23 protein-coding genes are annotated in these 24,305 nt (G+C 63.0%); 19 read left to right on the forward strand and 4 right to left on the reverse strand.

Features of this window, described 5'->3' with window-relative positions; translation table 11 throughout:
- Nucleotides 1-232: 232 nt before the first annotated feature.
- Genes gyrB through dnaA form a run of 4 tightly spaced genes read right to left on the reverse strand, consistent with a single transcriptional unit; the run spans nucleotide 233 to nucleotide 6,371 of the window.
- Nucleotides 233-2,653, reverse strand: a complete 2,421-nt coding sequence (gyrB, locus tag ACUCV0_RS12360; protein ID WP_271653475.1) for a DNA topoisomerase (ATP-hydrolyzing) subunit B — start codon at nucleotides 2,651-2,653, stop codon at nucleotides 233-235.
- On the reverse strand, nucleotides 2,650-3,759 hold the full coding sequence (gene recF / locus ACUCV0_RS12365) for a DNA replication/repair protein RecF (RefSeq protein ID WP_017641478.1): 1,110 nt from the start codon (nucleotides 3,757-3,759) through the stop codon (nucleotides 2,650-2,652). The genes gyrB and recF overlap by 4 nt, the downstream gene beginning before the upstream one ends.
- A gap of 10 nt (nucleotides 3,760-3,769) precedes the next feature.
- Entirely contained in the window at nucleotides 3,770-4,873 is a 1,104-nt protein-coding gene (dnaN, locus tag ACUCV0_RS12370) for a DNA polymerase III subunit beta (protein ID WP_007160136.1), read from the reverse strand.
- A gap of 28 nt (nucleotides 4,874-4,901) precedes the next feature.
- Nucleotides 4,902-6,371 (reverse strand): chromosomal replication initiator protein DnaA, encoded by a 1,470-nt coding sequence (gene dnaA, locus ACUCV0_RS12375; RefSeq protein ID WP_017641477.1) that lies wholly within the window; start codon nucleotides 6,369-6,371, stop codon nucleotides 4,902-4,904.
- 526 nt (nucleotides 6,372-6,897) lie between these two features.
- Here dnaA and rpmH point away from each other — a divergent pair.
- From rpmH to glmU, 19 genes are all read left to right on the forward strand, one after another.
- Nucleotides 6,898-7,032, forward strand: coding sequence for a 50S ribosomal protein L34 (gene rpmH / locus ACUCV0_RS12380; RefSeq protein ID WP_007160134.1), 135 nt, complete (start codon nucleotides 6,898-6,900; stop codon nucleotides 7,030-7,032).
- Nucleotides 7,033-7,044: 12 nt separating this feature from the next.
- Nucleotides 7,045-7,446 (forward strand): ribonuclease P protein component, encoded by a 402-nt coding sequence (gene rnpA / locus ACUCV0_RS12385; protein WP_059316791.1) that lies wholly within the window; start codon nucleotides 7,045-7,047, stop codon nucleotides 7,444-7,446.
- Entirely contained in the window at nucleotides 7,439-7,687 is a 249-nt protein-coding gene (gene yidD / locus ACUCV0_RS12390; protein ID WP_082696248.1) for a membrane protein insertion efficiency factor YidD, read from the forward strand. The genes rnpA and yidD overlap by 8 nt, the downstream gene beginning before the upstream one ends.
- Before the next feature lie 2 nt (nucleotides 7,688-7,689).
- A complete protein-coding gene (gene yidC, locus ACUCV0_RS12395; RefSeq protein ID WP_059313000.1) occupies nucleotides 7,690-9,405 on the forward strand; it encodes a membrane protein insertase YidC in 1,716 nt (571 codons plus the stop codon).
- Nucleotides 9,406-9,468: 63 nt separating this feature from the next.
- On the forward strand, nucleotides 9,469-10,833 hold the full coding sequence (gene mnmE, locus ACUCV0_RS12400; protein WP_482212828.1) for a tRNA uridine-5-carboxymethylaminomethyl(34) synthesis GTPase MnmE: 1,365 nt from the start codon (nucleotides 9,469-9,471) through the stop codon (nucleotides 10,831-10,833).
- A gap of 443 nt (nucleotides 10,834-11,276) precedes the next feature.
- Nucleotides 11,277-13,169, forward strand: a complete 1,893-nt coding sequence (gene mnmG, locus ACUCV0_RS12405) for a tRNA uridine-5-carboxymethylaminomethyl(34) synthesis enzyme MnmG (protein WP_059312998.1) — start codon at nucleotides 11,277-11,279, stop codon at nucleotides 13,167-13,169.
- A complete protein-coding gene (gene rsmG, locus ACUCV0_RS12410; RefSeq protein WP_059312997.1) occupies nucleotides 13,169-13,813 on the forward strand; it encodes a 16S rRNA (guanine(527)-N(7))-methyltransferase RsmG in 645 nt (214 codons plus the stop codon). Before mnmG ends, rsmG begins: the two co-directional genes overlap by 1 nt.
- Nucleotides 13,814-13,821: 8 nt before the next feature.
- Entirely contained in the window at nucleotides 13,822-14,616 is a 795-nt protein-coding gene (locus ACUCV0_RS12415) for a ParA family protein (RefSeq protein WP_059312996.1), read from the forward strand.
- Nucleotides 14,617-14,625: 9 nt separating this feature from the next.
- Nucleotides 14,626-15,498 (forward strand): ParB/RepB/Spo0J family partition protein, encoded by an 873-nt coding sequence (locus ACUCV0_RS12420; protein WP_059312995.1) that lies wholly within the window; start codon nucleotides 14,626-14,628, stop codon nucleotides 15,496-15,498.
- A 146-nt stretch (nucleotides 15,499-15,644) separates the two neighbouring features.
- Nucleotides 15,645-16,049, forward strand: a complete 405-nt coding sequence (locus ACUCV0_RS12425; RefSeq protein ID WP_037006585.1) for a F0F1 ATP synthase subunit I — start codon at nucleotides 15,645-15,647, stop codon at nucleotides 16,047-16,049.
- A gap of 16 nt (nucleotides 16,050-16,065) precedes the next feature.
- Entirely contained in the window at nucleotides 16,066-16,929 is an 864-nt protein-coding gene (gene atpB / locus ACUCV0_RS12430) for a F0F1 ATP synthase subunit A (protein WP_059312994.1), read from the forward strand.
- A gap of 138 nt (nucleotides 16,930-17,067) precedes the next feature.
- A complete protein-coding gene (gene atpE / locus ACUCV0_RS12435) occupies nucleotides 17,068-17,325 on the forward strand; it encodes a F0F1 ATP synthase subunit C (RefSeq protein ID WP_003097235.1) in 258 nt (85 codons plus the stop codon).
- Nucleotides 17,326-17,380: 55 nt separating this feature from the next.
- Nucleotides 17,381-17,851, forward strand: a complete 471-nt coding sequence (locus ACUCV0_RS12440) for a F0F1 ATP synthase subunit B (protein WP_059312993.1) — start codon at nucleotides 17,381-17,383, stop codon at nucleotides 17,849-17,851.
- Nucleotides 17,852-17,863: 12 nt separating this feature from the next.
- The gene (locus ACUCV0_RS12445) at nucleotides 17,864-18,400 is read left to right on the forward strand and encodes a F0F1 ATP synthase subunit delta (RefSeq protein WP_017641468.1); all 537 of its coding nucleotides are present in this window, start codon (nucleotides 17,864-17,866) and stop codon (nucleotides 18,398-18,400) included.
- Between the two features lie 18 nt (nucleotides 18,401-18,418).
- Nucleotides 18,419-19,963, forward strand: coding sequence for a F0F1 ATP synthase subunit alpha (gene atpA / locus ACUCV0_RS12450; RefSeq protein WP_059312992.1), 1,545 nt, complete (start codon nucleotides 18,419-18,421; stop codon nucleotides 19,961-19,963).
- Nucleotides 19,964-20,011: 48 nt separating this feature from the next.
- On the forward strand, nucleotides 20,012-20,875 hold the full coding sequence (gene atpG, locus ACUCV0_RS12455) for a F0F1 ATP synthase subunit gamma (protein WP_059312991.1): 864 nt from the start codon (nucleotides 20,012-20,014) through the stop codon (nucleotides 20,873-20,875).
- Nucleotides 20,876-20,905: 30 nt separating this feature from the next.
- Nucleotides 20,906-22,282, forward strand: a complete 1,377-nt coding sequence (atpD, locus tag ACUCV0_RS12460) for a F0F1 ATP synthase subunit beta (RefSeq protein ID WP_017641466.1) — start codon at nucleotides 20,906-20,908, stop codon at nucleotides 22,280-22,282.
- Nucleotides 22,283-22,320: 38 nt separating this feature from the next.
- Nucleotides 22,321-22,746 (forward strand): F0F1 ATP synthase subunit epsilon, encoded by a 426-nt coding sequence (locus ACUCV0_RS12465; RefSeq protein ID WP_059312990.1) that lies wholly within the window; start codon nucleotides 22,321-22,323, stop codon nucleotides 22,744-22,746.
- Nucleotides 22,747-22,900: 154 nt separating this feature from the next.
- Complete coding sequence (gene glmU, locus ACUCV0_RS12470) at nucleotides 22,901-24,268, forward strand: bifunctional UDP-N-acetylglucosamine diphosphorylase/glucosamine-1-phosphate N-acetyltransferase GlmU (RefSeq protein WP_482212829.1); 1,368 nt, start codon at nucleotides 22,901-22,903, stop codon at nucleotides 24,266-24,268.
- The last annotated feature ends 37 nt before the right edge of the window (nucleotides 24,269-24,305 follow it).

A 24,305-nucleotide genomic window follows, 5' to 3' on the forward strand; every position in this document is an offset into this window, starting at 1 on the left:
AGCTTATCCACAGGATGATCCTTTATAGCCTGTGTCTCTATGCCGCATGGCACGGCCTCTTTGCTTGCATTCCAAGGTCTCTTCAAAAGACGCTGAGCAAAACTATCCACAAAACCCCTGGCTATAAGATGAGCGGCATTCCTGAGCAGGGAACGAAACGGCGTCTGCCTCTAGCCAGAATGTTTTCCACAAAAAAGCCCCGCATGGCGGGGCTTGTGCATAACCGAAGCTATCAGACGTCGAGGTTCGACACCGCCAGGGCGTTGCTCTCGATGAAGTCGCGACGCGGTTCCACCTGATCACCCATCAAGGTGTTGAAGATCTGATCCGCCGTGATGGCATCCTCGATGGTCACCTGAAGCATGCGGCGCACGTTCGGGTCCATGGTGGTTTCCCACAGCTGATCCGGATTCATCTCGCCCAGCCCCTTATAACGCTGGATGTTGAATCTCTTGCTGGTCTCGTTCATCAGCCATTCCCAGGCTTCCTTGAAGGTGCTGACCGGGCGACGGCGTTCGCCGCGCTTGGCATAGGCTCCTTCTTCCAGCAGGTTGTCCAGCTGGGCGGCCAGCTCGGTCACCAGGCGGTAATCGTTGCTGCCGAAGAAGTCCCGGTTGAAGGTGACGTAGCTGGATAGGCCATGGGCGAGGGTCTCCACCTCTGGTAGCCACAGACCTCGCTCGCGGTCCTCGCGCAAGCTGACACGGTAGGTAGTGCCGGAGCGCTCGGAGGTCTGCAGGCGTGCGCTAAGGCCTTCCAGCCACTGACGCATCGCCGCTTCATCAGCCAGCTGATCGACACCGACCCGTGGCAGGTACAGCAGGTGTTCACTGACGGCGGCCGGATACAGCCGCGACAAGCGCTTGAAGGTCTTCATCACCTGGCGGTAGCTGTTCACCAGCTTCTCGAGCTCCACGCCGGAGAGGCCCGGGGCGTTCTCGTTGACATGTAGGCTGGCTTCTTCGAGGGCGGTCTGGGTCAGGTATTCCTCCATCGCCTCGTCGTCCTTGATGTACTGCTCCTGCTTGCCACGCTTCACCTTGTACAGCGGCGGCTGGGCGATGTAGATGTAGCCCCGCTCGATCAACAGCGGCATCTGACGGAAGAAGAAGGTCAGCAGCAGAGTACGGATGTGCGAGCCGTCGACATCGGCATCGGTCATGATGATGATGTTGTGGTAGCGCAGCTTGTCGATGTTGAACTCTTCGCGGCCGATACCACAGCCCAGCGCGGTGATCAGGGTGCCCACTTCCTGGGAGGAGAGCATCTTGTCGAAGCGCGCCTTCTCGACGTTGAGGATCTTGCCCTTGAGCGGCAGGATCGCCTGGGTGCGCCGGTTACGGCCCTGCTTGGCCGAGCCACCGGCGGAGTCACCCTCCACGATGTAGAGTTCCGACAGCGCCGGGTCCTTCTCCTGGCAGTCCGCCAGCTTGCCAGGCAGGCCGGCGATGTCCAGGGCGCCCTTGCGCCGGGTCATCTCCCGCGCCTTGCGGGCCGCTTCACGAGCCCGCGCGGCATCGATCATCTTGCCGACCACCGCCTTGGCTTCGTTGGGATTCTCCAGCAGGAAATCAGAGAAGTGCTTGCCCATCTCCTGTTCCACCGCGGTCTTCACCTCGGAGGAGACCAGCTTGTCCTTGGTCTGGGAGGAGAACTTGGGATCCGGCACCTTGACCGAGATGATGGCGGTCAGGCCCTCGCGGGCATCGTCACCGGTGGTGGCCACCTTGAACTTCTTGGCCAGGCCCTCGGCCTCGATGTAGCTGTTCAGGTTGCGCGTCAGCGCCGAGCGGAAGCCCGCCAGGTGGGTACCACCATCGCGCTGGGGAATGTTGTTGGTGAAGCAGAGGATGTTCTCGTTGAAGCTGTCATTCCACTGCAGGGCCACTTCCACGGCCACGCCGTCGTCCTCGCGCTGCACCTGGAAGTGGAACACCTCGTTCACCGCGGTCTTGTTGGTGTTCAGGTAGTCGACGAAGGCGCGCAGGCCACCCTCGTACTTGAACAGCTCTTCCTTGCCGCTGCGCTCGTCGCGCAGGACGATGCCAACGCCGGAGTTGAGGAAGGACAGCTCGCGAATCCGCTTGGCCAGGATGTCCCAGTTGAACTGGATGTTGTTGAAGGTCTCGGCCGAGGGCTTGAAGTGCACCTGGGTACCGGTGGTGTCGGTTTCGCCGATCACCGCCAGGGGCGCCTGGGGCACGCCATGCACATAGACCTGCTCCCACACCTGACCGGCGCGGCGAATGGTCAGCCGCAGCTCTTCGGACAGCGCGTTCACCACCGAGACACCCACGCCGTGCAGGCCGCCGGACACCTTGTAGGTGTTGTCGTCGAACTTACCGCCGGCGTGCAAGACGGTCATGATGACCTCGGCCGCCGAGACGCCTTCTTCCTTGTGGATGTCCACCGGGATGCCGCGACCGTTGTCGCGTACGGTGATGGATTCATCCATGTGGATGGTGATGCTGATTTCGCTGCAGAAGCCGGCCAGGGCTTCGTCGATGGAATTGTCCACCACTTCGAAGACCATGTGGTGCAGGCCAGTGCCGTCATCGGTGTCGCCGATGTACATGCCGGGGCGCTTGCGCACGGCATCCAGTCCCTTCAGCACCTTGATGCTGGAAGAGTCGTAGGTATTGTTCTCGCTCATGCTTGGCTCCCGCTAGTGTGGGTCTGCTTGATATGGCCGTGTTCCACGTGAAACACGCTGACCTCTGTCTCCGGCCGCCAGGCGGCCTGTAGCGTCTCGCGCTCGACACAGGTAATGAAGACTTGGCACTCCAGTGCCTCCAGCAGCCGGCACAAGGCCAGCCGGTGTCCCTCGTCCAGTTCCGAGGGCAGATCGTCTATGAGATAGACGCACTGGCCTCGCTTGACCTGGTTGACCAGCCGCCCCTGGGCAATGCGCAGTGCGCACACCACCAGCTTCTGCTGACCACGCGACAGGATGTCCGCCGCGTTGTGATTGCCAATGCGGATCCGCAGGTCGGCGCGCTGCGGGCCGGCCTGGGTATGCCCCAGCTGCAGATCCCGCGGCAGGCTATCCGCCAGCACCTCGCGCAGATCGCGCTCGCGGTCCCAGCCGCGGTAATAACTCAGGGTCAGGCCGTCCAGCTGGATCAGCTCGGCCAGCACCGCCGTGAATTCCGGCTTCAGACGCTGGATATAGGCCTGGCGAAAGCCATCGATCTCGCCGCTGGCCAGGGCCAGTTCCTGATCCCAGGCGGCCTGCGCCGCAGGGTCGATTTTACCACGTCTGAGCCAGTGATTTCGCTGCCTGAGCGCCTTTTGCAGGCGTTGCCAGAGCGGCAGGAAGCGCTGTTCCTCGTGGAACACGCCCCAGTCGAGAAACTGCCGCCTGATCTTGGGGCTGCCTTCGAGCAGCCGGAAGCCATCGGGGTTGATCAGCTGCAGCGGCAGCACCTCAGCCAACTGCGCCGCACTGCGGGCATTCTCGCCATTGATGCGGATCTGGTAGTCACCGCCGCGCTCGCGCTGGATGCCCAGATTGCAGTCCTGCCCACCAGGCAGCCGCACCTGACCGAACACCGTGCAACTGGCCTGCTCGTGCTGGATGACCGGCGCCAGCTTGGTACTGCGAAAGGAGCGGGCCAGTCCCAGCAGGTGGATGGCTTCCAGCAGGCTGGTCTTGCCGCTGCCGTTCGCGCCATGCAGCAGGTTGACCCGTGGCGAGGGCTGAAGCGCGACCGCCTGCAGATTGCGCAGGCGGTCGGCATTGAAGCGGATCAATGTCATCGAGCGGCGATCAGAGGCGCATCGGCATCACGACATAGGAGGAATCGTCGTTGCCCGCCTCCTGCAACAGCGCACTGCTGCTGGAATCGGACAGGGTGATACGCACCTGGTCTGTGGTCATCACGCCCAGCACGTCGAGCAGGTAGCTGACGTTGAAACCGATCTCCAGGCTGCCGCCGTCATAGTCGACCTGCAGCTCTTCCTCGGCCTCTTCCTGCTCCGGGTTATTGGCCTGGATCTTCATGAAGCCGTTTTCCAGCTGCAGGCGAATGCCGCGATATTTCTCGTTGGAGAGAATGGCGGTGCGGCTGAAAGCCTCGCGCAAATGCTGGCGCTCACCCAGCACCAGCTTGTCGCCATGCCGCGGCAGGACACGCTCGTAGTCGGGGAACTTGCCGTCCACCAGCTTGGAGGTAAAGGTGAAGTCGCCCGTGGTGGCACGAATATGGTGCTGACCCAGAACGACGTTGACCGGTTCTTCCGGTTCGGTGAGCAGGCGCGACAATTCCAGGATGCCCTTGCGCGGCACGATGACCTGGTGCTTCTCGGCCTGGTCGACGTCGGCCTCCAGCATGCACATGGCCAGGCGGTGGCCGTCGGTGGCCACGGCGCGCAGGCGTCCGGTGCTGGCTTCCAGCAACATGCCGTTGAGGTAGTAGCGCACGTCCTGCTGGGCCATGGCGAAGCCGGTGCGCTCGATCAGGCGACGCAGGCGGCCCTGGGGAATGCTGAACTTCAGCGAGCCCGGGCCTTCCTCCACGGTGGGGAAGTCGTTGGCGGGCAGGGTGGACAGGGTGAAACGGCTGCGTCCGGCACGGATCAGCAGCTTCTGCTCCTCGGTGCGGATGTCGATCAGCGCATCGGGCTGCAGGCTCTTGCAGATGTCCATGAGCTTGCGTGCCGGCACGGTGATCTCGCCAGCCTCGGCGGCTTCTTCCAGATCGACCCGGCCAACCAGTTCGACTTCCAGGTCGGTACCGGTCAGCGACAGCCGCTGGCCTTCCACGACCAGGAGTACGTTGGACAGCACCGGCAGCGTTTGCCGACGTTCCACGACACCGGCCACCAGCTGCAGCGGTTTCAACAGGGCTTCACGTTGAATGGTGAAATGCATGGTCAGGTCCTTGCCAGGGCCGCGTCCGTCAGGTGGTCAGGGTACGCAGCAGGTTCTTGTAATCCTCGCGAATATCCGCGTCGGATTCCCGAAGTTCGGCGATCTTTCGACAGGCGTGCAACACCGTCGTGTGATCGCGTCCGCCAAAGGCGTCGCCGATTTCCGGCAGGCTGTGGTTGGTCAGTTCCTTGGACAACGCCATGGCGACCTGCCGCGGCCGGGCCACCGAGCGCGAGCGGCGTTTGGACAGCAGATCGGCGATCTTGATCTTGTAATACTCGGCCGCGGTGCGCTGGATGTTGTCGATGCTGACCAGCTTGTCCTGCAGTGCCAGGAGATCCTTGAGCGACTCACGGATCAGCTCGATGGTGATGTCCCGTCCCATGAAGTGGGCGTGGGCGATCACCCGCTTGAGCGCGCCTTCCAGTTCACGCACGTTGGAACGGATGCGCTGGGCGATAAAGAAGGCGGCGTCGTGGGGCAGGTCGACCTTGGCCTGGTCGGCCTTCTTCATCAGGATCGCCACCCGTGTTTCCAGCTCCGGTGGCTCCACGGCCACGGTGAGGCCCCAGCCGAAGCGCGACTTGAGCCGCTCTTCCAGGCCGTCGATCTCCTTGGGATAACGGTCGCTGGTGAGAATCACCTGTTGTCCACCTTCGAGCAGCGCATTGAAGGTGTGGAAAAACTCTTCCTGCGATCGCTCCTTGCGGGCGAAGAACTGGATGTCATCGATCAGCAGGGCATCCACCGAGCGGTAGAAGCGCTTGAACTCGTTGATGGCATTGAGCTGCAGCGCCTTGACCATGTCGGCGACGAAACGCTCCGAATGCAGATAGACGATCTTGGCATTCGGATTGCGCTTGAGCAGGTGGTTGCCCACTGCGTGCATCAGGTGGGTCTTACCCAGACCCACGCCGCCATAAAGGAAGAGCGGGTTGTAGCCGTGCTTGGGATTGTCCGCCACCTGCCAGGCCGCCGCGCGGGCCAGTTGGTTGGACTTGCCCTCGACGAAGTTCTCGAAGGTGAAGGTACGGTTGAGATAGCTGGTGTGCTTGAGTGCACCTTCCACTTGCACGGTGCGTTCGGTCTTGACCGCCGGCTCGTCGGCCTCGGCCAGTTCCGCCGTCACGTCTTCCAGGGCCACACCCGCGGTGACGATATCCGACTGGATCGGCTGCGGGGCCTGTACCGGCGGCGGCAGGGGGCTGCTCTGGCTACTGGGTGTCTGGGCCGGGCGCGGCTTGTTGCTGCGCTTGCTCCCGATCAACAAGGAAAGCACTGGCGCGATACCGTCGTCGGCATGCTCCTCGAGCAATTCGAGGATTCGGCTCAGGTACTTCTCGTTGACCCAATCGAGCACGAAGCGGTTGGGCGCGAACACCCGCAGCTCATCCCCTTCCGCTTCCACCTGCAGTGGCCGGATCCAGGTATTGAATTGTTGCGAAGGCAGCTCGTCGCGCAGCACATCTACGCAACGTTGCCAGAGTTCGACCGACACAGCGTCTCCCAAGGACTGGAGCGGCCCGGAAGGGCCATGAGCAAACGCCCATTGTATCCCTCCCCACCCGGGTTATCCACATGACCGCGCAGTTTCCCGGCGAATAGCCCCTTCCGCCCAGACCACTCTCCAGGCGACCGTCAGCTCTGTGGATAACGCCGTCTGACCTTTCTGGACAAGTACCGGGTTTGCGCTGTGGATAATCGTGATGTGGGTAACCCCTTCGCTTATCCACAGCCTCTGACCAGGCTAGCCACCCTTGCTCCACCTGTTGAAAACAGAGTTGCCGGTCTCGCTCCGGCCAGTGGGCATCTGTGTCTGCGCGTTCTATCCACAGAAATCGGCTTCACCATACATATTCACTTCAACAGTCCTTTAAAACCTTTTGACCTGTTAATTTTATTTACGCGGTCTCCTGTCAGCGTGTGCTGGTTGGAAATTGACCTATACCGAGGCTTTCTCTAGAATCCCCGGTCTCTTTGCGCGGGGCGCTCATGCCTTGCCGCTTTCACCTAGGTAAAAGTCCATGAAACGCACCTTCCAACCCAGCACCCTGAAGCGCGCCCGTGTCCACGGTTTCCGTGCTCGTATGGCAACCAAGAACGGCCGTCAGGTTCTGTCCCGTCGCCGTGCCAAAGGCCGCAAGCGTCTGGCGATCTGATTGCCCGGTCAGGTGGTGAGTCAGGGTTTCGGTCGGGACAGGCGCTTACTGAGCTCCCAACAGTTCCAAGCGGTCTTTGACTCTCCCACCCACAAGGCATCCGGCAAGCACCTGCTGCTGCTCGCCCATGCCAATGGGCTAGACCATTCCCGCCTGGGGCTGGTCATCGGCAAGAAAAGCGTCAAGCTTTCTGTCGAGCGCAATCGCATCAAGCGGGTCATCCGAGATTCCTTCCGTCTGAATCAGGACCGCTTGGGCAGCTTCGATCTGGTCTTCGTCGCCCGGAAAGGGCTCGGCGAAGTAGACAATCCCGAATTGCACGATCAACTGCTGCAACTCTGGAAACGTCTCAATCGCCAGGCGAGCAAGGCCGTTGCCCAGCCAACCGACAGTCCCGACGGTGCTCATGCGTAAACCGGCCCTGCTGCTGATTCGCTTCTACCGTTATGCCATCAGCCCCATGATGGCCAGTCACTGTCGTTTCTATCCGACCTGTTCCGGTTACGCCCTCGAAGCCATCGAGTGCCACGGGCTGCTGCGTGGTGGCTGGCTGACCACACGGCGACTGTGCCGGTGCCATCCCTGGCACTCAGGCGGATACGATCCCGTTCCTCCCGCAAAGAACCCAGCCCCGACCTCTTCGATGGCCGAGTAAACATGGATATCAAGCGCCCGCTACTCATTGCCGCCCTGGCGATCGTGTCCTACACCCTGGTCTTCCAGTGGAACAAGGATTACGGCCAGGCCGATCTGCCCACGGCCAAGACGCAAACCAGCGTCCTGCCCGGCGATACCCCCAACGTGCCCACCGACGTTCCGGCTGACGCCAAGGCCGCGGCCCCGGTGGACAACTCGACCGCTCAGGCCAGCACTGCGCTCATCAAGGTACGTACCGACGTTCTGGATCTGGCCATCGACCCCCGTGGCGGCGACATCGTCCAGCTCGGTCTGGTGCAGTACCCCCGGCGCCAGGACCATCCCGACGTTCCCTTCATGCTGTTCGACAACGGCAACGAGCGTCTCTACCTGGCCCAGAGCGGCCTGACCGGTGCCAACGGTCCCGACGCCAACAGCGCCGGTCGCCCGCTGTACACCTCGGCCCAGTCCAGCTATGTGCTCGCCGATGGCAAGCAACAGCTGGTGGTGGATCTCAAGTACCAGGCCAATGGCGTCGACTACATCAAGAGATTCACCTTCCACCGGGGTCTGAAGGTCGACTGCTCGGACGCCGAGAAGGCGCAGAAGAAGATCACCTGCATCAACCCGGACGCCTATCAGATCCAGGTCAGCTACCTGATCGACAACCAGAGCGCCAACGCCTGGAATGGCGTGCTCTATGCGCAGCTCAAGCGTGACAAGAGCGGGGATCCGTCGGCCACTACCGCGACCGGCGTCTCCACCTACCTGGGCGCCGCGGTCGGTACCCCGGCCGAGCCCTATCGCAAGGTGTCCATGGGCGACATGGACAAGAACCGCCTGCAGGAATCCGTGCAGGGCGGCTGGGTCGGTTGGCTGCAGCACTACTTCGTCACCGCCTGGGTGCCGAACAAGGACGAGCAGCACCAGATCACCACCCGCAAGGATGCCCAGGGCAACTACATCGTCGGCTTCACCGGTCCGCAATTCAGCGTGCCGGCGGGTGGCAAGGGCGAGACCTCGCTCACCCTCTACGCTGGTCCGAAGATCCAGGAACACCTCAAGACCCTGTCCCATGGCTTGGAGCTGACCGTCGACTACGGCTTCCTGTGGTTCATCGCCCAGCCGATCTTCTGGCTGCTGCAGCATATCCACAGCATCCTGGGTAACTGGGGCTGGTCGATCATCGTCCTGACCATCATCATCAAGATGCTGTTCTTCCCGCTGTCCGCCGCCAGCTACCGTTCCATGGCCCGGATGCGTGCCGTCGGACCACGCCTGCAAGCGCTGAAGGAACAGCATGGCGACGATCGCCAGAAGATGTCCCAGGCGATGATGGAGCTGTACCGCAAGGAGAAGATCAATCCGCTGGGTGGCTGCCTGCCCATCGTGGTGCAGATGCCGGTATTCCTGGCGCTGTATTGGGTGCTGCTGGAAAGCGTCGAGATGCGCCAGTCGCCCTGGATGTTCTGGATCACCGACCTGTCGGCCAAGGATCCCTTCTTCATCCTGCCGATCATCATGGGCGGTACCATGCTGGTGCAGCAAATGCTGAACCCGGCGCCGCCGGATCCCATGCAGGCCAAGGTGATGAGAATGATGCCGATCATCTTCACCTTCTTCTTCCTGTGGTTCCCGGCCGGTCTGGTGCTGTACTGGATCGTCAACAACTGCCTGTCGATCCTGCAGCAGTGGTACATTACCCGGAAGATCGAGGCGGCCGCCAAGAAGGCCTGACCCCGCTCAACCTGTCCATACGACGCCCCTTGATTGGGGCGTCGTGCTTTCTGGAGGATCGTCATGTCCCTGCCTTCCGACAGCATCGCCGCCATCGCCACCGCCACCGGCCGTGGTGGTGTCGGCATCGTGCGCGTCTCCGGTCCCCTGGCCGCACCCCTGGCCCAGGCCATCTGCGGCCGCGAGCTAACGCCGCGGCATGCTCACTATGGCAACTTCCTTGCCGCCGACGGCAGCGTACTGGACGCGGGCATTGCCCTGTTCTTTCCTGGCCCGAACTCCTTCACCGGCGAAGACGTCCTGGAATTGCAAGGTCACGGCGGCCCGGTGATCCTCGACCTGCTCTTGCGCCGTACGCTGGAAGAGGGCGCGCGGCTGGCCCGTCCGGGCGAATTCAGCGAACGCGCCTTTCTCAACGACAAACTGGACCTGGCCCAGGCGGAGGCTATCGCCGATCTCATCGAGGCCAGCACCGAGCAGGCGGCGCGCAATGCCCTGCGCTCGCTGCAGGGCGAGTTCTCCCGCCGGGTGGAAAGCCTGGTCGAGCAGCTCATCCGCCTACGCATCTATGTCGAAGCCGCCATCGACTTTCCCGAGGAGGAGATCGACTTCCTCGCCGATGGTCGGGTCCAGGGATTGCTGGAGGGTGTGCAGGCCGAATTGCACGAGGTCCAGCGTGAAGCCAATCGCGGTGCCCTGCTGCGCGACGGCATGACGGTGGTGATCGCCGGCCGGCCCAATGCCGGCAAGTCCAGCCTGCTCAACGCCCTGGCCGGCCGGGAAGCCGCCATCGTCACCGACATCGCCGGCACCACCCGGGATGTCCTGCGCGAACATATCCACATCGATGGCATGCCGCTGCATGTGGTCGATACGGCCGGACTGCGCGATACCGCCGACCGGGTGGAGCAGATCGGCGTCCAGCGCGCCCTGGACGCCATCGCCGGTGCCGATCGGGTGCTGCTGGTGGTGGATGCCAGCGCCCCGGAAGCCGGGGATCCCCAGGCGCTGTGGCCGGAACTGCTGAGCACCCGGCCTCCACTGGACAAGCTGACGGTGATCCGCAACAAGGCCGACCTCACCGGCGAAGCCACCGGCCTGTTGCCCAGCACCGAGCCGGTGGAGATCGCTCTGAGTGCCACCGATGGTGGCGGTGTCGAGGCCCTGCGCGAACACCTCAAGGCCTGCATGGGCTTCGAACAGACCACCGAGGGCGGCTTCAGCGCACGGCGTCGCCACCTGGACGCCTTGCAGCGGGCCGCCAGCGCTCTGGACCATGGCTATCGCCAACTCACCCTGGCCGGCTCTGGCGAACTCCTGGCCGAAGACCTGCGGCAGGCCCAGCAGGTACTTGGCGAGATCACCGGGGCCTTCAGCTCCGACGACCTGCTCGGCCGCATCTTCTCCAGCTTCTGCATCGGCAAGTAAACCCTGCCCGCTGCTCCAGGCCTGTGCAATGCAGGCCTTGGCTATCCTCATTCCCCCTTTCCAGAGCCCTGTTGATAACCCTGCCTGAGGTCTGCCCATAAATCGGTGCACGACCTGTCCATGATTGGCGTTGTGGATAAGCGAGCAAAGGCTCCACAGGATGCTGAGAGCTTGTGTTCATCCACAGCACAAGACGTACACCGGGTTCAGGTTTTCCCCAGCCCAGCCCCGACGTGGCCTGTGTAGGGTTATCCACAGAAAATGGCTTGCGTATACATAAGCTCTATAACAGTCCTTTTAAAACTTTCTTCCCTATTGTTTATATTGGAGCCCCTCACCGCTGACTGGTCATTTTTTGGCCAGAGCCCCTTCTGCAAGACTGGCCTAGGCCTTATACTTGCCGGCTTTCCTTCGAATTCCTGCCAACAGGCACGAGGTGCGTGGTGGACTTTCCTTCCCGTTTCGACGTCATCGTGATCGGCGGCGGCCATGCCGGTACCGAAGCGGCCCTGGCGGCCGCCCGTATGGGTGTGCGTACCCTGCTGCTCACGCATAATGTGGAAACTCTCGGCCAGATGAGCTGCAATCCCGCCATTGGCGGCATCGGCAAGAGCCATCTGGTCAAGGAGATCGATGCCCTGGGCGGCGCCATGGCCGCGGCGACGGATCTCGCCGGCATCCAGTTCCGTATTCTCAACAGCCGCAAGGGACCTGCCGTCCGCGCCACTCGCGCCCAGGCCGATCGCGTGCTGTACAAGGCGGCTATCCGCTACGCCTTGGAAAACCAGCCCAACCTGTGGATATTCCAGCAAGCCTGTGACGACCTCATCGTCGAGGGGGATCGCGTTGCCGGCGTGATCACCCAGATGGGCCTGAAATTCCATGCGGATAACGTGGTGCTGACCGCCGGGACCTTCCTTGGTGGTCTTATCCACATCGGCATGCAGAACCACAGCGGTGGACGAGCGGGAGATCCGCCCGCCATCGCCCTGGCCCAGCGCCTGCGGGAACTGCCGCTACGGGTGTCCCGCCTGAAGACCGGTACGCCACCGCGCATCGACGGCCGGTCGGTGGATTTCTCGGTGATGACCGAGCAGCCCGGGGATACCCCCTTGCCGGTGATGTCCTTCCTCGGCAATCGCGAGCAGCATCCGCAGCAGGTCAGCTGCTGGATCACCCATACCAACGCCCGCACCCACGACATCATCCGCGCCAACCTGGATCGTTCGCCCATGTATTCGGGCGTGATCGAAGGGGTAGGGCCGCGCTACTGTCCATCCATCGAAGACAAGATCCATCGCTTCGCCGACAAGGACAGCCATCAGGTCTTTCTCGAACCCGAGGGTCTGACCACCCACGAGCTCTACCCCAACGGCATCTCCACCTCGCTGCCCTTCGATGTGCAGCTCGAGGTGGTGCGCTCCATGCGCGGCATGGAAAATGCCCACATCCTGCGGCCCGGCTACGCCATCGAATACGACTTCTTCGATCCGCGGGATCTCAAGTACAGCCTGGAAACCAAGGTCATCGCCGGCCTGTTCTTCGCCGGCCAGATCAATGGCACCACCGGTTACGAAGAAGCCGGCGCCCAGGGTCTGCTCGCCGGGGCCAACGCCGCGCTGCGCGCCCAGGGCCGTGAGGCCTGGTGTCCGCGCCGCGACGAGGCCTACCTCGGCGTCCTGGTGGATGACCTCATCACCCTGGGTACCCAGGAGCCCTACCGGATGTTCACCTCGCGCGCCGAGTACCGGCTGATCCTGCGCGAAGACAACGCCGACCTGCGCCTGACCGAAAAGGGCCGGGAACTGGGCCTGGTGGACGATCAGCGCTGGGCGCTGTTCGAGGCCAAGCGCGAAGGCATCGCCCTGGAAGAGCAGCGCCTCAAGGCGACCTGGATTCGCCCGGGCACGCCCGAGGGCACGGCGGTAGCCGAGCGCTTCGGCACGCCGCTCAATCACGAATACAACCTGCAGAATCTGCTGGCGCGTCCGGAGATCGACTACGCCGGCCTGATGGCCGCCGTGGGCCAGACGCCAGCCGAGACCCAGGTCGCCGAGCAGATCGAGATCAAGACCAAGTACGCCGGCTACATCGATCGCCAGCAGGACGAGATCCAGCGTCTGCGCGCCAGTGACGCCGTGGCGCTGCCGGCAGAGCTCGACTACGCCACCATCTCCGGACTGTCCAAGGAGATCCAGCACAAGCTGGCCCAGGCCCGTCCCGAGACCCTGGGGCAGGCCTCGCGCATCCCTGGCGTCACGCCGGCGGCGGTCTCGCTGCTGCTGATCCACCTGAAGAAGCGCAGCGCCGGTCGCAGCCTGGAGCACAGCGCCTGATGGCCAGCGCGATTCAAGCCAACGAACTGCGCCAGGGCGCCGAGACCCTGGGTGTGATGCTCTCCGCCCCGGTGGAGGAACGGCTGCTGGGCTACCTGGACCTGCTGGTCAAGTGGAACAAGGCCTACAACCTGACCGCGGTGCGCGATCCTGACGAGATGGTTTCGCGGCACCTGCTGGACAGCCTCAGCATCGTCCCCCATGTGGCGGCCGGGCAGTGGCTGGATGTGGGCAGCGGCGGCGGCATGCCGGGCATTCCCCTGGCGATCCTGTTTCCCGAATCGCGCTTCACCCTGCTCGACAGCAACGGCAAGAAGACGCGCTTCCTGACCCAGGCCAAGATCGAACTGGGTCTGGACAACCTCGAGGTGGTCCACGCCCGTGTCGAGGCCTTCCAGCCGGCGACGCCCTTCACCGGCATCGTCTCGCGGGCGTTCAGCGCCATCGACGACTTCGCCACCTGGACGCGGCACCTGGGCGACAACCAAACACAGTGGCTGGCGATGAAGGGGCTGCACCCCGACGACGAGCTGGCCAAGCTACCAGCGGATTTCCGGGTTGCGGCGGCGCACGTCCTCGCGGTTCCCGGTTGCCAAGGCCAGCGGCACTTGCTGATACTGCGCCGCACGATTGGAGAGGGGTAAGGCGGTACATGGCCAAGGTTTACGCGATAGCCAACCAGAAGGGCGGGGTGGGCAAGACCACCACGTGCATCAATCTCGCCGCTTCTCTGGCCGCCACCAACCGGCGCAAGGTGCTGCTGATCGATCTCGATCCCCAGGGTAACGCCACCATGGGCAGCGGGGTGGACAAGCACGCCCTGGAGCATTCGGTACTGGATGTTCTCACCGGCGCCTGCGGTCTGCTCGATGCCATGCACTTCTCCGAGCATGGCGGCTACCAGCTGCTGCCGTCTAACCGTGATGTCACCGCCGCGGAGGTCGAACTGCTGGAGATGACCGGTCGCGAGAGTCGCCTGCGCGATGCCCTGGCGCCGGTGCGGGACAACTACGACTACGTGCTCATCGACTGTCCGCCGTCGCTGTCCATGCTGACCATCAACGGGCTGGTGGCCGCCGATGGCGTGATCATCCCCATGCAGTGCGAATACTTCGCCCTGGAAGGCCTGACCGATCTGATCGGCAGCATCCAGCACATCGCCCAGCGGCTGAATCCCCAGCTCAAGATCGAAGGCCTGCTGCGCACCATGTTCGATCCGCGCATCGGCCTGGCCAACGACGTCGCCGCCCAGCTCAAGCAGCACTTTGGCGACGAGCTCTACGAAACCATCATTCCGCGCAACGTCCGCCTGGCCGAAGCGCCCAGCTACGGTATGCCCGCCCTGGTCTACGACAAGAGTTCGAAAGGGGCTGCGGCCTATCTGGAGCTGGCCAGCGAGCTGGTCAAACGTCAGCGCAAGGCGGCTCGCACCGCCAAGACTGCCTAAGGAATCCCCATGGCTGTGAAGAAACGAGGACTGGGCCGCGGCCTCGATGCCCTGCTCGGCGGCGCCAGCGTCAAGGTCCTGCAGGAGCAGGCTGCCGCCACCCCGGTCAGCGAATTGCAATCGCTGCCGCTGGACATCATCCAGCGCGGCAAGTACCAGCCGCGCCAGCACATGGATCCCGTCGCGCTGGAAGAATTGGCCAATTCCATCCGCACCCAGGGACTGATGCAGCCCATCGTGGTGCGTGCCATCGGTGAGGGTCGCTACGAGATCATCGCCGGTGAACGCCGCTGGCGTGCCAGCCAGCAGGCCGGTCTGGAGCGTATCCCGGCGCTGGTCCGCGACGTTCCTGACCAGGTGGCCATTGCCCTGGCGCTGATCGAGAACATCCAGCGGCAGAACCTCAACCCGCTGGAAGAGGCCATGGCCCTGCAGCGGCTACAGGATGAGTTCGAGCTGACCCAGGCCCAGGTGGCCGAAGCCGTCGGCAAGTCGCGCTCGGGCGTGACCAACCTGCTGCGCCTGCTGGCGCTGGCCGAAGACGCCAAGGAGCTGCTGGCCAAGGGCGAGCTGGAAATGGGCCACGCGCGGGCCTTGCTCGGCCTGCCGAAGGGCCGTCAGGCCGAAGGGGCGCGGCACGTTGTCGCACGGGGCCTGACGGTTCGTCAGACCGAAGCCCTGGTCCGCCAGTGGCTCAGTGGCGTGGAACCGAGCGAGAAGGCGCCACCCGTAGATCCGGACATCAGTCGTCTGGAGCAGCGTCTGGCCGAGCGTTTGGGCGCCAACGTGCAGATCCGCCATGGCGAGAAGGGGAAGGGGCAACTGGTCATCCGTTACACCTCTTTGGACGAACTTCAAGGCGTACTGGCGCACATTCGCTGACACAAATGCGTTACGGCAGGAAAGGCAATCTGTCCGGGGTGGCTTGAACCACCCCTGGCGCGCCCCTATACTTTGCCCGCTTTTTGTCGGCACAAAGCATGCCAGTGAAAACAACTATTAAGCCGACACCAGAGGACTTCGAGCCGATGGACCGCCGCACGCCCAAACGCCTGCCTTTCCATCATCAGCCTGCCTTTCGCCTGCTGCTCGTCCAACTGGCTGTCGCGTCGTGTGCCGCCGTTGTCTTGTCTTGCTTCGTCGGTAAGGTCGCCGGTTATTCCGGATTGTTGGGCGGGCTGATTGCCTGGCTGCCCAATCTGTATTTTTCGTTCAAGGCGTTCCGCTATCGCGGCGCCCATGCCGCCCGTGACATCGTCCGTTCTTTCTACTCGGGCGAGGCGGGCAAACTGATTCTCACGGCAGTGCTCTTTGCACTGACGTTTGCCGGGGTAAAACCGCTTTCGGCTCCTGCACTGTTCGGCGTCTATCTGTTGACGCTGATGGTCAATGCCGGCGCGCCCCTGCTACTGAAAAAACCGACTAGACCTTAAGGCATTCGAGGCACACATGGCAGCAGACTCCGCTTCGGGCTACATCCAGCACCACCTGCAGAACCTGACCTATGGTATGCACCCGGTGAACGGCTGGAGCTTCGCCCACACCCCCGCTGAAGCTAAGGAAATGGGCTTCTGGGCCTTCCACGTGGATACCCTTGGCTGGTCGGTCGCCCTGGGCCTGATCTTCCTGGTGCTGTTCCGCAGCATCGCCAAGAAGGCCACCAGTGGTCAGCCTGGCGGTCTGCAGAACTTCGTCGAGGTGCTGGTCGAATTCGTCGATGGCAGCGTCCGTGACACCTTCCACGGCAAGAACGCCCTGATCGCGCCCCTGGCCCTGACCATCTTCGTCTGGATCTTCCTGATGAACCTGATGGACCTGGTGCCGGTGGACTGGCTGCCGTCCGTGGCCGGCATGCTGTTTGGCGAGCACACCTACTTCCGCGTGGTTCCGACCACCGACCCGAACGCCACCCTGGGCATGGCCCTGTCGGTGTTCGCCCTGCTGATCTTCTACAGCATCAAGATGAAAGGTATCGGCGGCTTCTTCGGCGAGCTGACCCTGCATCCCTTCAGCAGCAAGAACATGCTGCTGCAGATCATCCTGATCCCGATCAACTTCCTGCTCGAGTTCGTCACCCTGATCGCCAAGCCGATCTCGCTGGCACTGCGACTGTTCGGCAACATGTATGCTGGCGAGCTGATCTTCATCCTCATCGCCATCATGTTCGCCAACGGTCTGGCACTGGGTGGTCTGGGTATCGTGCTGCAGTGGGCGTGGGCGGTGTTCCACATCCTCATCATCACCCTGCAGGCGTTTATCTTCATGATGCTGACCATCGTCTACCTGTCGATGGCGCACGAAGAAAGTCACTGAGGAATGGCCCCCGGGCGCTGCTGACGGCGTCTGGAGGCGGTTCTGCCGTGAGTCCCGGGGGCCTTGTCCGCCGGGGGACTTGGGAAAACTTTTTCGCTTCAACCTTAACCAAGACGACTAAAAAAGTCGGGAGGAAAGATGGAAACTGTAGTTGGTTTGACCGCGATCGCCGTTGCTCTGCTGATTGGCCTGGGCGCTCTGGGTACCGCCATTGGCTTCGGTCTGCTGGGTGGCAAGTTCCTCGAAGGCGCCGCTCGTCAGCCGGAAATGGTTCCGATGCTGCAAGTCAAGATGTTCATCGTCGCCGGTCTGCTCGACGCCGTGACCATGATCGGTGTTGGTATCGCCCTGTTCTTCACCTTCGCTAACCCCTTCGTTGGTCAGATCGCCGGCTGATCACCCCCAGGGGTGTAGGCAGGACTGATGGACAACGAACGAGCGAGGTGTTGGCGTGAACATTAATGCAACCCTGATAGGCCAGTCCGTTGCCTTCTTCATCTTCGTGCTCTTCTGCATGAAGTACGTGTGGCCGCCGATCATCTCGGCGCTGCGTGAGCGTGAGAAGAAGATTGCCGATGGCCTTGACGCTGCCAACCGCGCGGCTCGTGATCTGGAAGTGGCACAGCAGCAAGCCAACCAGAAAGTGAACGAAGCCAAGGGGCAGGCGGCCGAGATCATCGAGCAAGCCAACAAGCGTGCCGCTCAGATCGTCGAGGACGCACAGGCCAAGGCCCGTGCCGAAGGCGACCGGATCAAGGCGCAGGCTCAGGCTGAAATCGAGCAGGAAATCAACAGTGCGAAGGACGCCCTGCGTGCTCGCGTCGGTCTGCTGGCCGTGGCCGGCGCCGAGAAGATCCTTGGATCGACCGTTGATGCCAATGCTCATGCCCAGTTGGTTGACCGACTGGCAGCGGAAATCTAAGCGAGGCCACCAATGGCAGAACTGAACACGCTGGCCCGGCCCTATGCCAAGGCGGCTTTCGAGTTCGCACAGTCCCAGCAGCAGCTGACCCAATGGTCGGCCGCGCTCGGGCTGCTCGCCGCGGTATCCCAGGACGGGACCGTGCGCCAGCTGCTTCAGCAGCCGCAGTTGACTGCGGACGCCAAGGCCGGATTGCTCATCGACGTATGTGGCGATCAGCTGGATGCACAGTCCCAGAACTTCGTTCGGACCGTGGCAGAAAACAACCGGATCGACCTGTTCCCGGCCATCGCCGAGATCTACGAGGCGTACAAGGCCGAGCAGGAAAAATCCATCGAGGCGGAAGTCACCAGTGCTTTCGCCCTGAGCGAAGAACAGCAAGACAAACTCGCCAAGGCTCTCAGCGCAAGGCTAGGTCGACACGTGCGACTTAATGCATCCGAGGATGCGAGCCTGATCGGTGGTGTGGTTATCCGCGCCGGCGACTTGGTAATCGATGGCTCCGTTCGCGGCAAGCTCGCGCAACTGGCCGAAGCGTTGAAACCTTGAGTTTGAAGGGGCAGTAGCATGCAGCAACTCAATCCTTCCGAAATTAGTGAAATCATCAAGGGTCGCATCGACAAGCTCGACGTGACCTCGCAAGCCCGCAACGAAGGCACCATCGTCAGCGTGTCTGACGGTATCGTGCGGATCTTCGGTCTGGCCGACGTCATGTACGGCGAAATGATCGAATTCCCCGGCGGCATCTACGGCATGGCACTGAACCTGGAGCAGGACTCCGTCGGCGCCGTGGTCCTGGGTAGCTACCTGGGTCTGGCCGAAGGCATGAGCGCCAAGTGCACCGGCCGCATCCTGGAAGTCCCGGTTGGTCCGGAACTGCTGGGTCGCGTCGTCGACGCCCTGGGCAACCCCATCGATGGCAAGGGTCCGCTGAATGCCAGCGCCACCGACGCCGTCGAGAAGGTCGCACCGGGCGTGATCTGGCGTCAGTCGGTCGACCAGCCGGTGCAGACCGGCTACAAGGCCGTCGATGCCATGATCCCGGTTGGTCGTGGTCAGCGTGAGCTGATCATCGGTGACCGTCAGATCGGCAAGACCGCCATGGCGATCGATGCCATCATTAACCAGAAGAACAGCGGCATCCGCTGCGTCTACGTCGCCATTGGTCAGAAGCAGTCGACCATCGCCAACGTGGTACGCAAGCTGGAAGAGAACGGCGCTCTGCACAACACCATCGTGGTGGCAGCCAGTGCGTCCGAATCGGCTGCCCTGCAGTTCCTGGCGCCCTACTCGGGTTGCACCATGGGCGAATACTTCCGCGACCGCGGTGAAGACGCCCTGATCGTCTATGACGATCTGTCCAAGCAGGCCGTGGCCTATCGCCAGATCTCCCTGCTGCTGCGTCGTCCGCCGGGCCGTGAAGCCTATCCCGGCGACGTGTTCTATCTCCACAGCCGTCTGCTCGAGCGCGCTTCCCGCGTCTCCGCCGACTACGTCGAGAAGTTCACCAACGGCGCCGTGACCGGCAAGACCGGCTCGCTGACCGCCCTGCCGATCATCGAGACCCAGGCCGGCGACGTGTCCGCCTTCGTTCCGACCAACGTGATCTCCATCACCGACGGCCAGATCTTCCTGGAAGCCGGCCTGTTCAACTCGGGCATCCGCCCGGCGGTCAACGCCGGTGTTTCGGTATCCCGTGTGGGTGGTGCGGCCCAGACCAAGATCATCAAGAAGCTGTCGGGCGGTATCCGTACCGCGCTGGCCCAGTACCGTGAACTGGCGGCCTTCGCCCAGTTCGCCTCGGACCTGGACGAAGCCACCCGCAAGCAGCTCGAGCATGGTCAGCGCGTCACCGAGCTGATGAAGCAGAAGCAGTACGCGCCCATGTCCATCGCCGAGATGTCCCTGAGCCTGTACGCCGCCGAGCGTGGTTTCCTGAGCGATGTGGCCCTGGACAAGATTGGTAGCTTCGAGCAGGCCCTGATCGCCTACTTCAACCGCGATCACGCCGACCTGATGGCCAAGATCAACGTGAAGGGCGACTTCAACGACGAGATCGACGCCGGTATCAAGGCGGGAATCGAGAAGTTCAAGGCCACGCAAACCTGGTAAGCCGCGACGGGGGCGCCAGCCCCCGTTTGCCAACCCGATAGGTGTCACATGGCAGGCGCAAAAGAGATTCGCGGCAAGATCGCGAGCATCAAAAGCACACAGAAGATCACCAGCGCCATGGAAAAGGTTGCGGTCAGCAAGATGCGTAAGGCTCAGGCCCGCATGGCTGCCAGCAAGCCTTATGCCGAGCGCATCCGCGCTGTGATCGGCCACCTGGCCAACGCCAACCCCGAGTACCGCCATGCCTTCATGGTGGAACGCGAGGTCAAGCGCGTCGGCTACATCGTGGTCAGCTCCGATCGGGGTCTGGCCGGTGGTCTGAACACCAACCTGTTCAAGGCTCTGGTCCGCGACATGGGCGACCAGCGCGGCAAGGGTGTGGAAATCGATCTGGCGGTGATCGGGGCCAAGGGTGCCTCCTTCTTCCGTAGCTTCGGCGGCAACGTGGTCGCGGCCATCAGCCACCTCGGCGAAGAGCCGGCGATCGGCGATCTGATCGGCAGCATCAAGGTGATGCTGGATGCCTACCTGGACGGCCGTATCGACCGCCTGTACGTGGTGTCCAACGTCTTCGTCAACACCATGACCCAGAAGCCGACCATCCAGCAGCTGGTGCCGCTGGTTCCGGCCGAGGGCGGTGAGCTGCAGGGCAAGCATTGGGACTACCTCTACGAGCCCGACGCCAAGACCCTGCTCGACGGCCTGTTGGTGCGCTACGTGGAGTCCCAGGTGTATCAGGCCGTGGTCGAGAACGCTGCCAGCGAACAGGCCGCGCGGATGATCGCGATGAAGAACGCCACCGACAACGCCGGCGATCTCATCAAGGACCTGCAGCTGGTCTACAACAAGGCTCGCCAGGCTGCGATCACCCAGGAAATTTCGGAAATCGTCGGCGGCGCCGCCGCGGTCTGACGGACAGCTTAAACATTCGAGGAACGCGAAATGAGTAGCGGACGTATCGTACAAATCATCGGCGCCGTGATCGACGTGGAATTCCCGCGCGACGCGGTACCGCGCGTCTTTGACGCCCTCAAGGTGCAGGGTGCCGAAACCACCCTGGAAGTCCAGCAGCAGCTGGGCGACGGCGTGGTCCGGACCATCGCCATGGGTAGCACCGAAGGCCTCAAGCGTGGCCTGAACGTGGGCAACACCGGCGAGGCCATCAAGGTCCCTGTCGGCGTCAAGACCCTCGGCCGCATCATGGACGTCCTGGGCAACCCCATCGACGAAGCCGGCCCCATCGGCGAGGAAGAGCGTTGGGAAATCCACCGCAAGGCCCCGTCCTATGCAGAACAGGCTGGCGGTAACGACCTGCTGGAAACCGGCATCAAGGTCATCGACCTGGTCTGCCCGTTCGCCAAGGGCGGTAAGGTCGGCCTGTTCGGCGGCGCCGGCGTGGGCAAGACCGTCAACATGATGGAGCTCATCCGTAACATCGCCATCGAGCACAGCGGTTATTCCGTGTTCGCCGGTGTGGGCGAGCGTACCCGTGAAGGGAACGACTTCTACCACGAGATGAAGGACTCCAACGTTCTGGACAAGGTCGCCCTGGTCTATGGCCAGATGAACGAGCCGCCGGGCAACCGTCTGCGCGTGGCCCTGACCGGCCTGACCATGGCCGAGAAATTCCGTGACGAAGGCCGTGACGTCCTGTTGTTCGTCGACAACATCTACCGCTACACCCTGGCCGGCACCGAAGTGTCCGCGCTGCTGGGTCGTATGCCGTCCGCGGTGGGCTACCAGCCGACCCTGGCCGAGGAGATGGGTGTCCTGCAGGAGCGCATCACCTCCACCAAGCTGGGCTCGATCACCTCCGTACAGGCCGTTTACGTCCCTGCGGATGACTTGACCGACCCGTCCCCGGCGACCACCTTCGCCCACCTGGACGCCACCGTGGTTCTGTCCCGTGACATCGCCTCCCTGGGTATCTACCCGGCGGTCGATCCCCTGGACTCCACCTCGCGCCAGCTGGACCCGAACGTGATTGGCCAGGAGCACTACGACACCGCTCGCGGCGTCCAGTACGTGCTGCAGCGCTACAAGGAGCTGAAGGACATCATCGCGATCCTGGGCATGGACGAACTGTCCGAGTCCGACAAGCAGCTGGTATCCCGCGCTCGTAAGATCCAGCGCTTCCTGTCCCAGCCGTTCTTCGTGGCCGAAGTCTTCACCGGTTCGCCCGGCAAGTACGTGTCCCTCAAGGACACCATCGCCGGCTTCTCCGGGATTCTGCGCGGCGACTACGATCACCTGCCCGAGCAGGCGTTCTACATGGTCGGCGGCATCGACGAAGCCATCGAGAAAGCCAAGAAACTGTAACTGCCGCGCCCGGCGACGGGCGCTCTTAGAGGCACGCTATGGCCAAGACAGTCCAATGCGACATCGTCAGCGCGGAAGGGGAAATCTTCTCCGGCGCGGTGGAGATGATCATCGCCCACGGCCACCTGGGTGATCTGGGTATCGCCCCGGGCCATGCGCCGCTGCTCACCGACTTGAAACCGGGCCCCATTCGCCTGGTCAAGGAAGGGGGCGCCGAGGAGGTGTTCTACATCTCCGGCGGTTTCCTGGAAGTGCAGCCGAATGTCGTCGAAGTGCTGGCCGATACCGCCAGCCGCGCCGGTGACATCGACGAAGCTGCCGCTCTGGAAGCCAAGCAGCGCGCCGAGGCCGCCCTGAGCGACAAGGGCACGGAGTTCGACTATACCGCTGCCGCCGCTCAGCTCGCCGAAGCCGCCGCCCAGCTGCGCACCATCCAGCAGCTCAAGCGGCAAGCCAAGCGCTAAGCGCAAGGTCAGGCTGTAACGACAAGGGTAGCTTCGGCTACCCTTTTCTTTTGTCGCCCGAAAAGTGGGCGAGAAATGTCGCGTGGTCAGATTCGGAAGGCGCCTGTCGCCTTCGGTCGCCGGCCCGTCTCTTCCTCCTGTCTCCGAGGTTCCGATGTCCCTGGAAATCGTCATCCTGGCCGCTGGCCAGGGCACCCGCATGAGATCCGCTCTACCCAAGGTGCTGCATCCCGTGGCCGGTCGCAGCATGCTGGGGCATGTCCTCGACCGCGCCCGTGAGCTGCAGCCGGCCGGCATCCACGTCGTCATCGGTCATGGCGCCGACCAGGTCCGCAGCCAGCTGGCCGCGGACGACGTGAGCTTCGTGGTGCAGGCCGAGCAGCTCGGCACCGGCCATGCCGTGGCTCAGGCGGCCCCGGCGCTGACAGCGGAGCGCGTGCTGATCCTCTATGGCGATGTACCCTTGATCCAGACCGAAACCCTGCAGCGTCTGCTGGAGCAGGTGGATGACAGCCACCTGGCGCTGCTGACCGTGGAGCTGGACGACCCCACCGGCTACGGCCGTATCCTGCGCGATGGCGAGGGTCGGGTCACCGCCATCGTCGAGCACAAGGACGCCAGCGATGCCCAGCGCGCCATCCGTGAGGGCAACACCGGCATTCTCGCGGTACCGGGACAGCGGCTGGCCGACTGGCTGGGCCGACTATCCAACAGCAATGCCCAGGGCGAGTACTACCTGACCGACGTCATTGCCCTGGCAGTGGCGGACGGCCTGACCATCGCCACCAGTCAGCCGGCGGAGGCCATGGAAGTCCAGGGCGCCAACGATCGCCGGCAACTGGCCCAGCTGGAACGGCACTTCCAGCAGCGCGCTGCCGAGCGCCTGATGCTGCAGGGCGTGACCCTGGTCGATCCCCTGCGCTTCGATCAGCGGGGCCAGGTCGAGACCGGACGCGACGTCTCCATCGACATCAATGTCATCCTCGAAGGCCGGGTGGTGTTGGAGGATGGTGTCAGTATCGGTCCGAATTGCGTGATCAAGGACAGCGTCCTCAAACGCGGCGCCATCATCAAGGCCAACAGCCACCTGGACGGGGCCGTGGTAGGGGAGGGCGCCGACGTCGGTCCCTTCGCCCGTTTACGTCCCGGCAGCGAACTGGGCGTCAAGGCGCACGTGGGCAACTTCGTCGAGCTCAAGAACGCCCAGCTGCAGGACGGCGCCAAGGCCGGTCACCTGACCTACCTCGGAGACGCCAGTATCGGCGCAGGCAGCAACATAGGGGCGGGTACCATCACCTGCAATTATGATGGTGCCAACAAGTTTCGAACCGAAATCGGCGCGGATGTCTTCGTGGGTTCCAACAGCTCCCTGGTGGCCCCGGTCACCCTGGGCGCGGGGGCGACCACGGCGGCAGGCTCGGTCATCACAGCCGATGTGCCGGCCGAAGCCCTGGCACTGGGCCGCGCACGCCAGGTCAACAAGACCGGCTGGCAGCGACCGAAGAAGGCCCCCAAGACTTGACGGCTGTCCACTATTAGGTTTTGATTCGATCCATTAT

The organism is Pseudomonas sp. VMV1 (assembly GCF_056790235.1).

What these genes read in the sequence shown, in the direction of transcription:
- mnmE (WP_482212828.1), top strand. Translation starts at nt 9,469, where the DNA reads ATGTCCCTGCCTTCCGACAGCATCGCCGCCATCGCCACCGCCACCGGC.
- glmU (WP_482212829.1), top strand. Translation starts at nt 22,901, where the DNA reads ATGTCCCTGGAAATCGTCATCCTGGCCGCTGGCCAGGGCACCCGCATG.
- ACUCV0_RS12420 (WP_059312995.1), top strand. Translation starts at nt 14,626, where the DNA reads ATGGCTGTGAAGAAACGAGGACTGGGCCGCGGCCTCGATGCCCTGCTC.
- dnaN (WP_007160136.1), bottom strand. Translation starts at nt 4,873, where the DNA reads ATGCATTTCACCATTCAACGTGAAGCCCTGTTGAAACCGCTGCAGCTG.
- atpB (WP_059312994.1), top strand. Translation starts at nt 16,066, where the DNA reads ATGGCAGCAGACTCCGCTTCGGGCTACATCCAGCACCACCTGCAGAAC.
- rsmG (WP_059312997.1), top strand. Translation starts at nt 13,169, where the DNA reads ATGGCCAGCGCGATTCAAGCCAACGAACTGCGCCAGGGCGCCGAGACC.
- ACUCV0_RS12415 (WP_059312996.1), top strand. Translation starts at nt 13,822, where the DNA reads ATGGCCAAGGTTTACGCGATAGCCAACCAGAAGGGCGGGGTGGGCAAG.
- atpA (WP_059312992.1), top strand. Translation starts at nt 18,419, where the DNA reads ATGCAGCAACTCAATCCTTCCGAAATTAGTGAAATCATCAAGGGTCGC.
- ACUCV0_RS12445 (WP_017641468.1), top strand. Translation starts at nt 17,864, where the DNA reads ATGGCAGAACTGAACACGCTGGCCCGGCCCTATGCCAAGGCGGCTTTC.
- rpmH (WP_007160134.1), top strand. Translation starts at nt 6,898, where the DNA reads ATGAAACGCACCTTCCAACCCAGCACCCTGAAGCGCGCCCGTGTCCAC.
- ACUCV0_RS12425 (WP_037006585.1), top strand. Translation starts at nt 15,645, where the DNA reads ATGGACCGCCGCACGCCCAAACGCCTGCCTTTCCATCATCAGCCTGCC.
- atpG (WP_059312991.1), top strand. Translation starts at nt 20,012, where the DNA reads ATGGCAGGCGCAAAAGAGATTCGCGGCAAGATCGCGAGCATCAAAAGC.
- atpD (WP_017641466.1), top strand. Translation starts at nt 20,906, where the DNA reads ATGAGTAGCGGACGTATCGTACAAATCATCGGCGCCGTGATCGACGTG.
- yidD (WP_082696248.1), top strand. Translation starts at nt 7,439, where the DNA reads ATGCGTAAACCGGCCCTGCTGCTGATTCGCTTCTACCGTTATGCCATC.
- yidC (WP_059313000.1), top strand. Translation starts at nt 7,690, where the DNA reads ATGGATATCAAGCGCCCGCTACTCATTGCCGCCCTGGCGATCGTGTCC.
- atpE (WP_003097235.1), top strand. Translation starts at nt 17,068, where the DNA reads ATGGAAACTGTAGTTGGTTTGACCGCGATCGCCGTTGCTCTGCTGATT.
- ACUCV0_RS12465 (WP_059312990.1), top strand. Translation starts at nt 22,321, where the DNA reads ATGGCCAAGACAGTCCAATGCGACATCGTCAGCGCGGAAGGGGAAATC.
- gyrB (WP_271653475.1), bottom strand. Translation starts at nt 2,653, where the DNA reads ATGAGCGAGAACAATACCTACGACTCTTCCAGCATCAAGGTGCTGAAG.
- recF (WP_017641478.1), bottom strand. Translation starts at nt 3,759, where the DNA reads ATGACATTGATCCGCTTCAATGCCGACCGCCTGCGCAATCTGCAGGCG.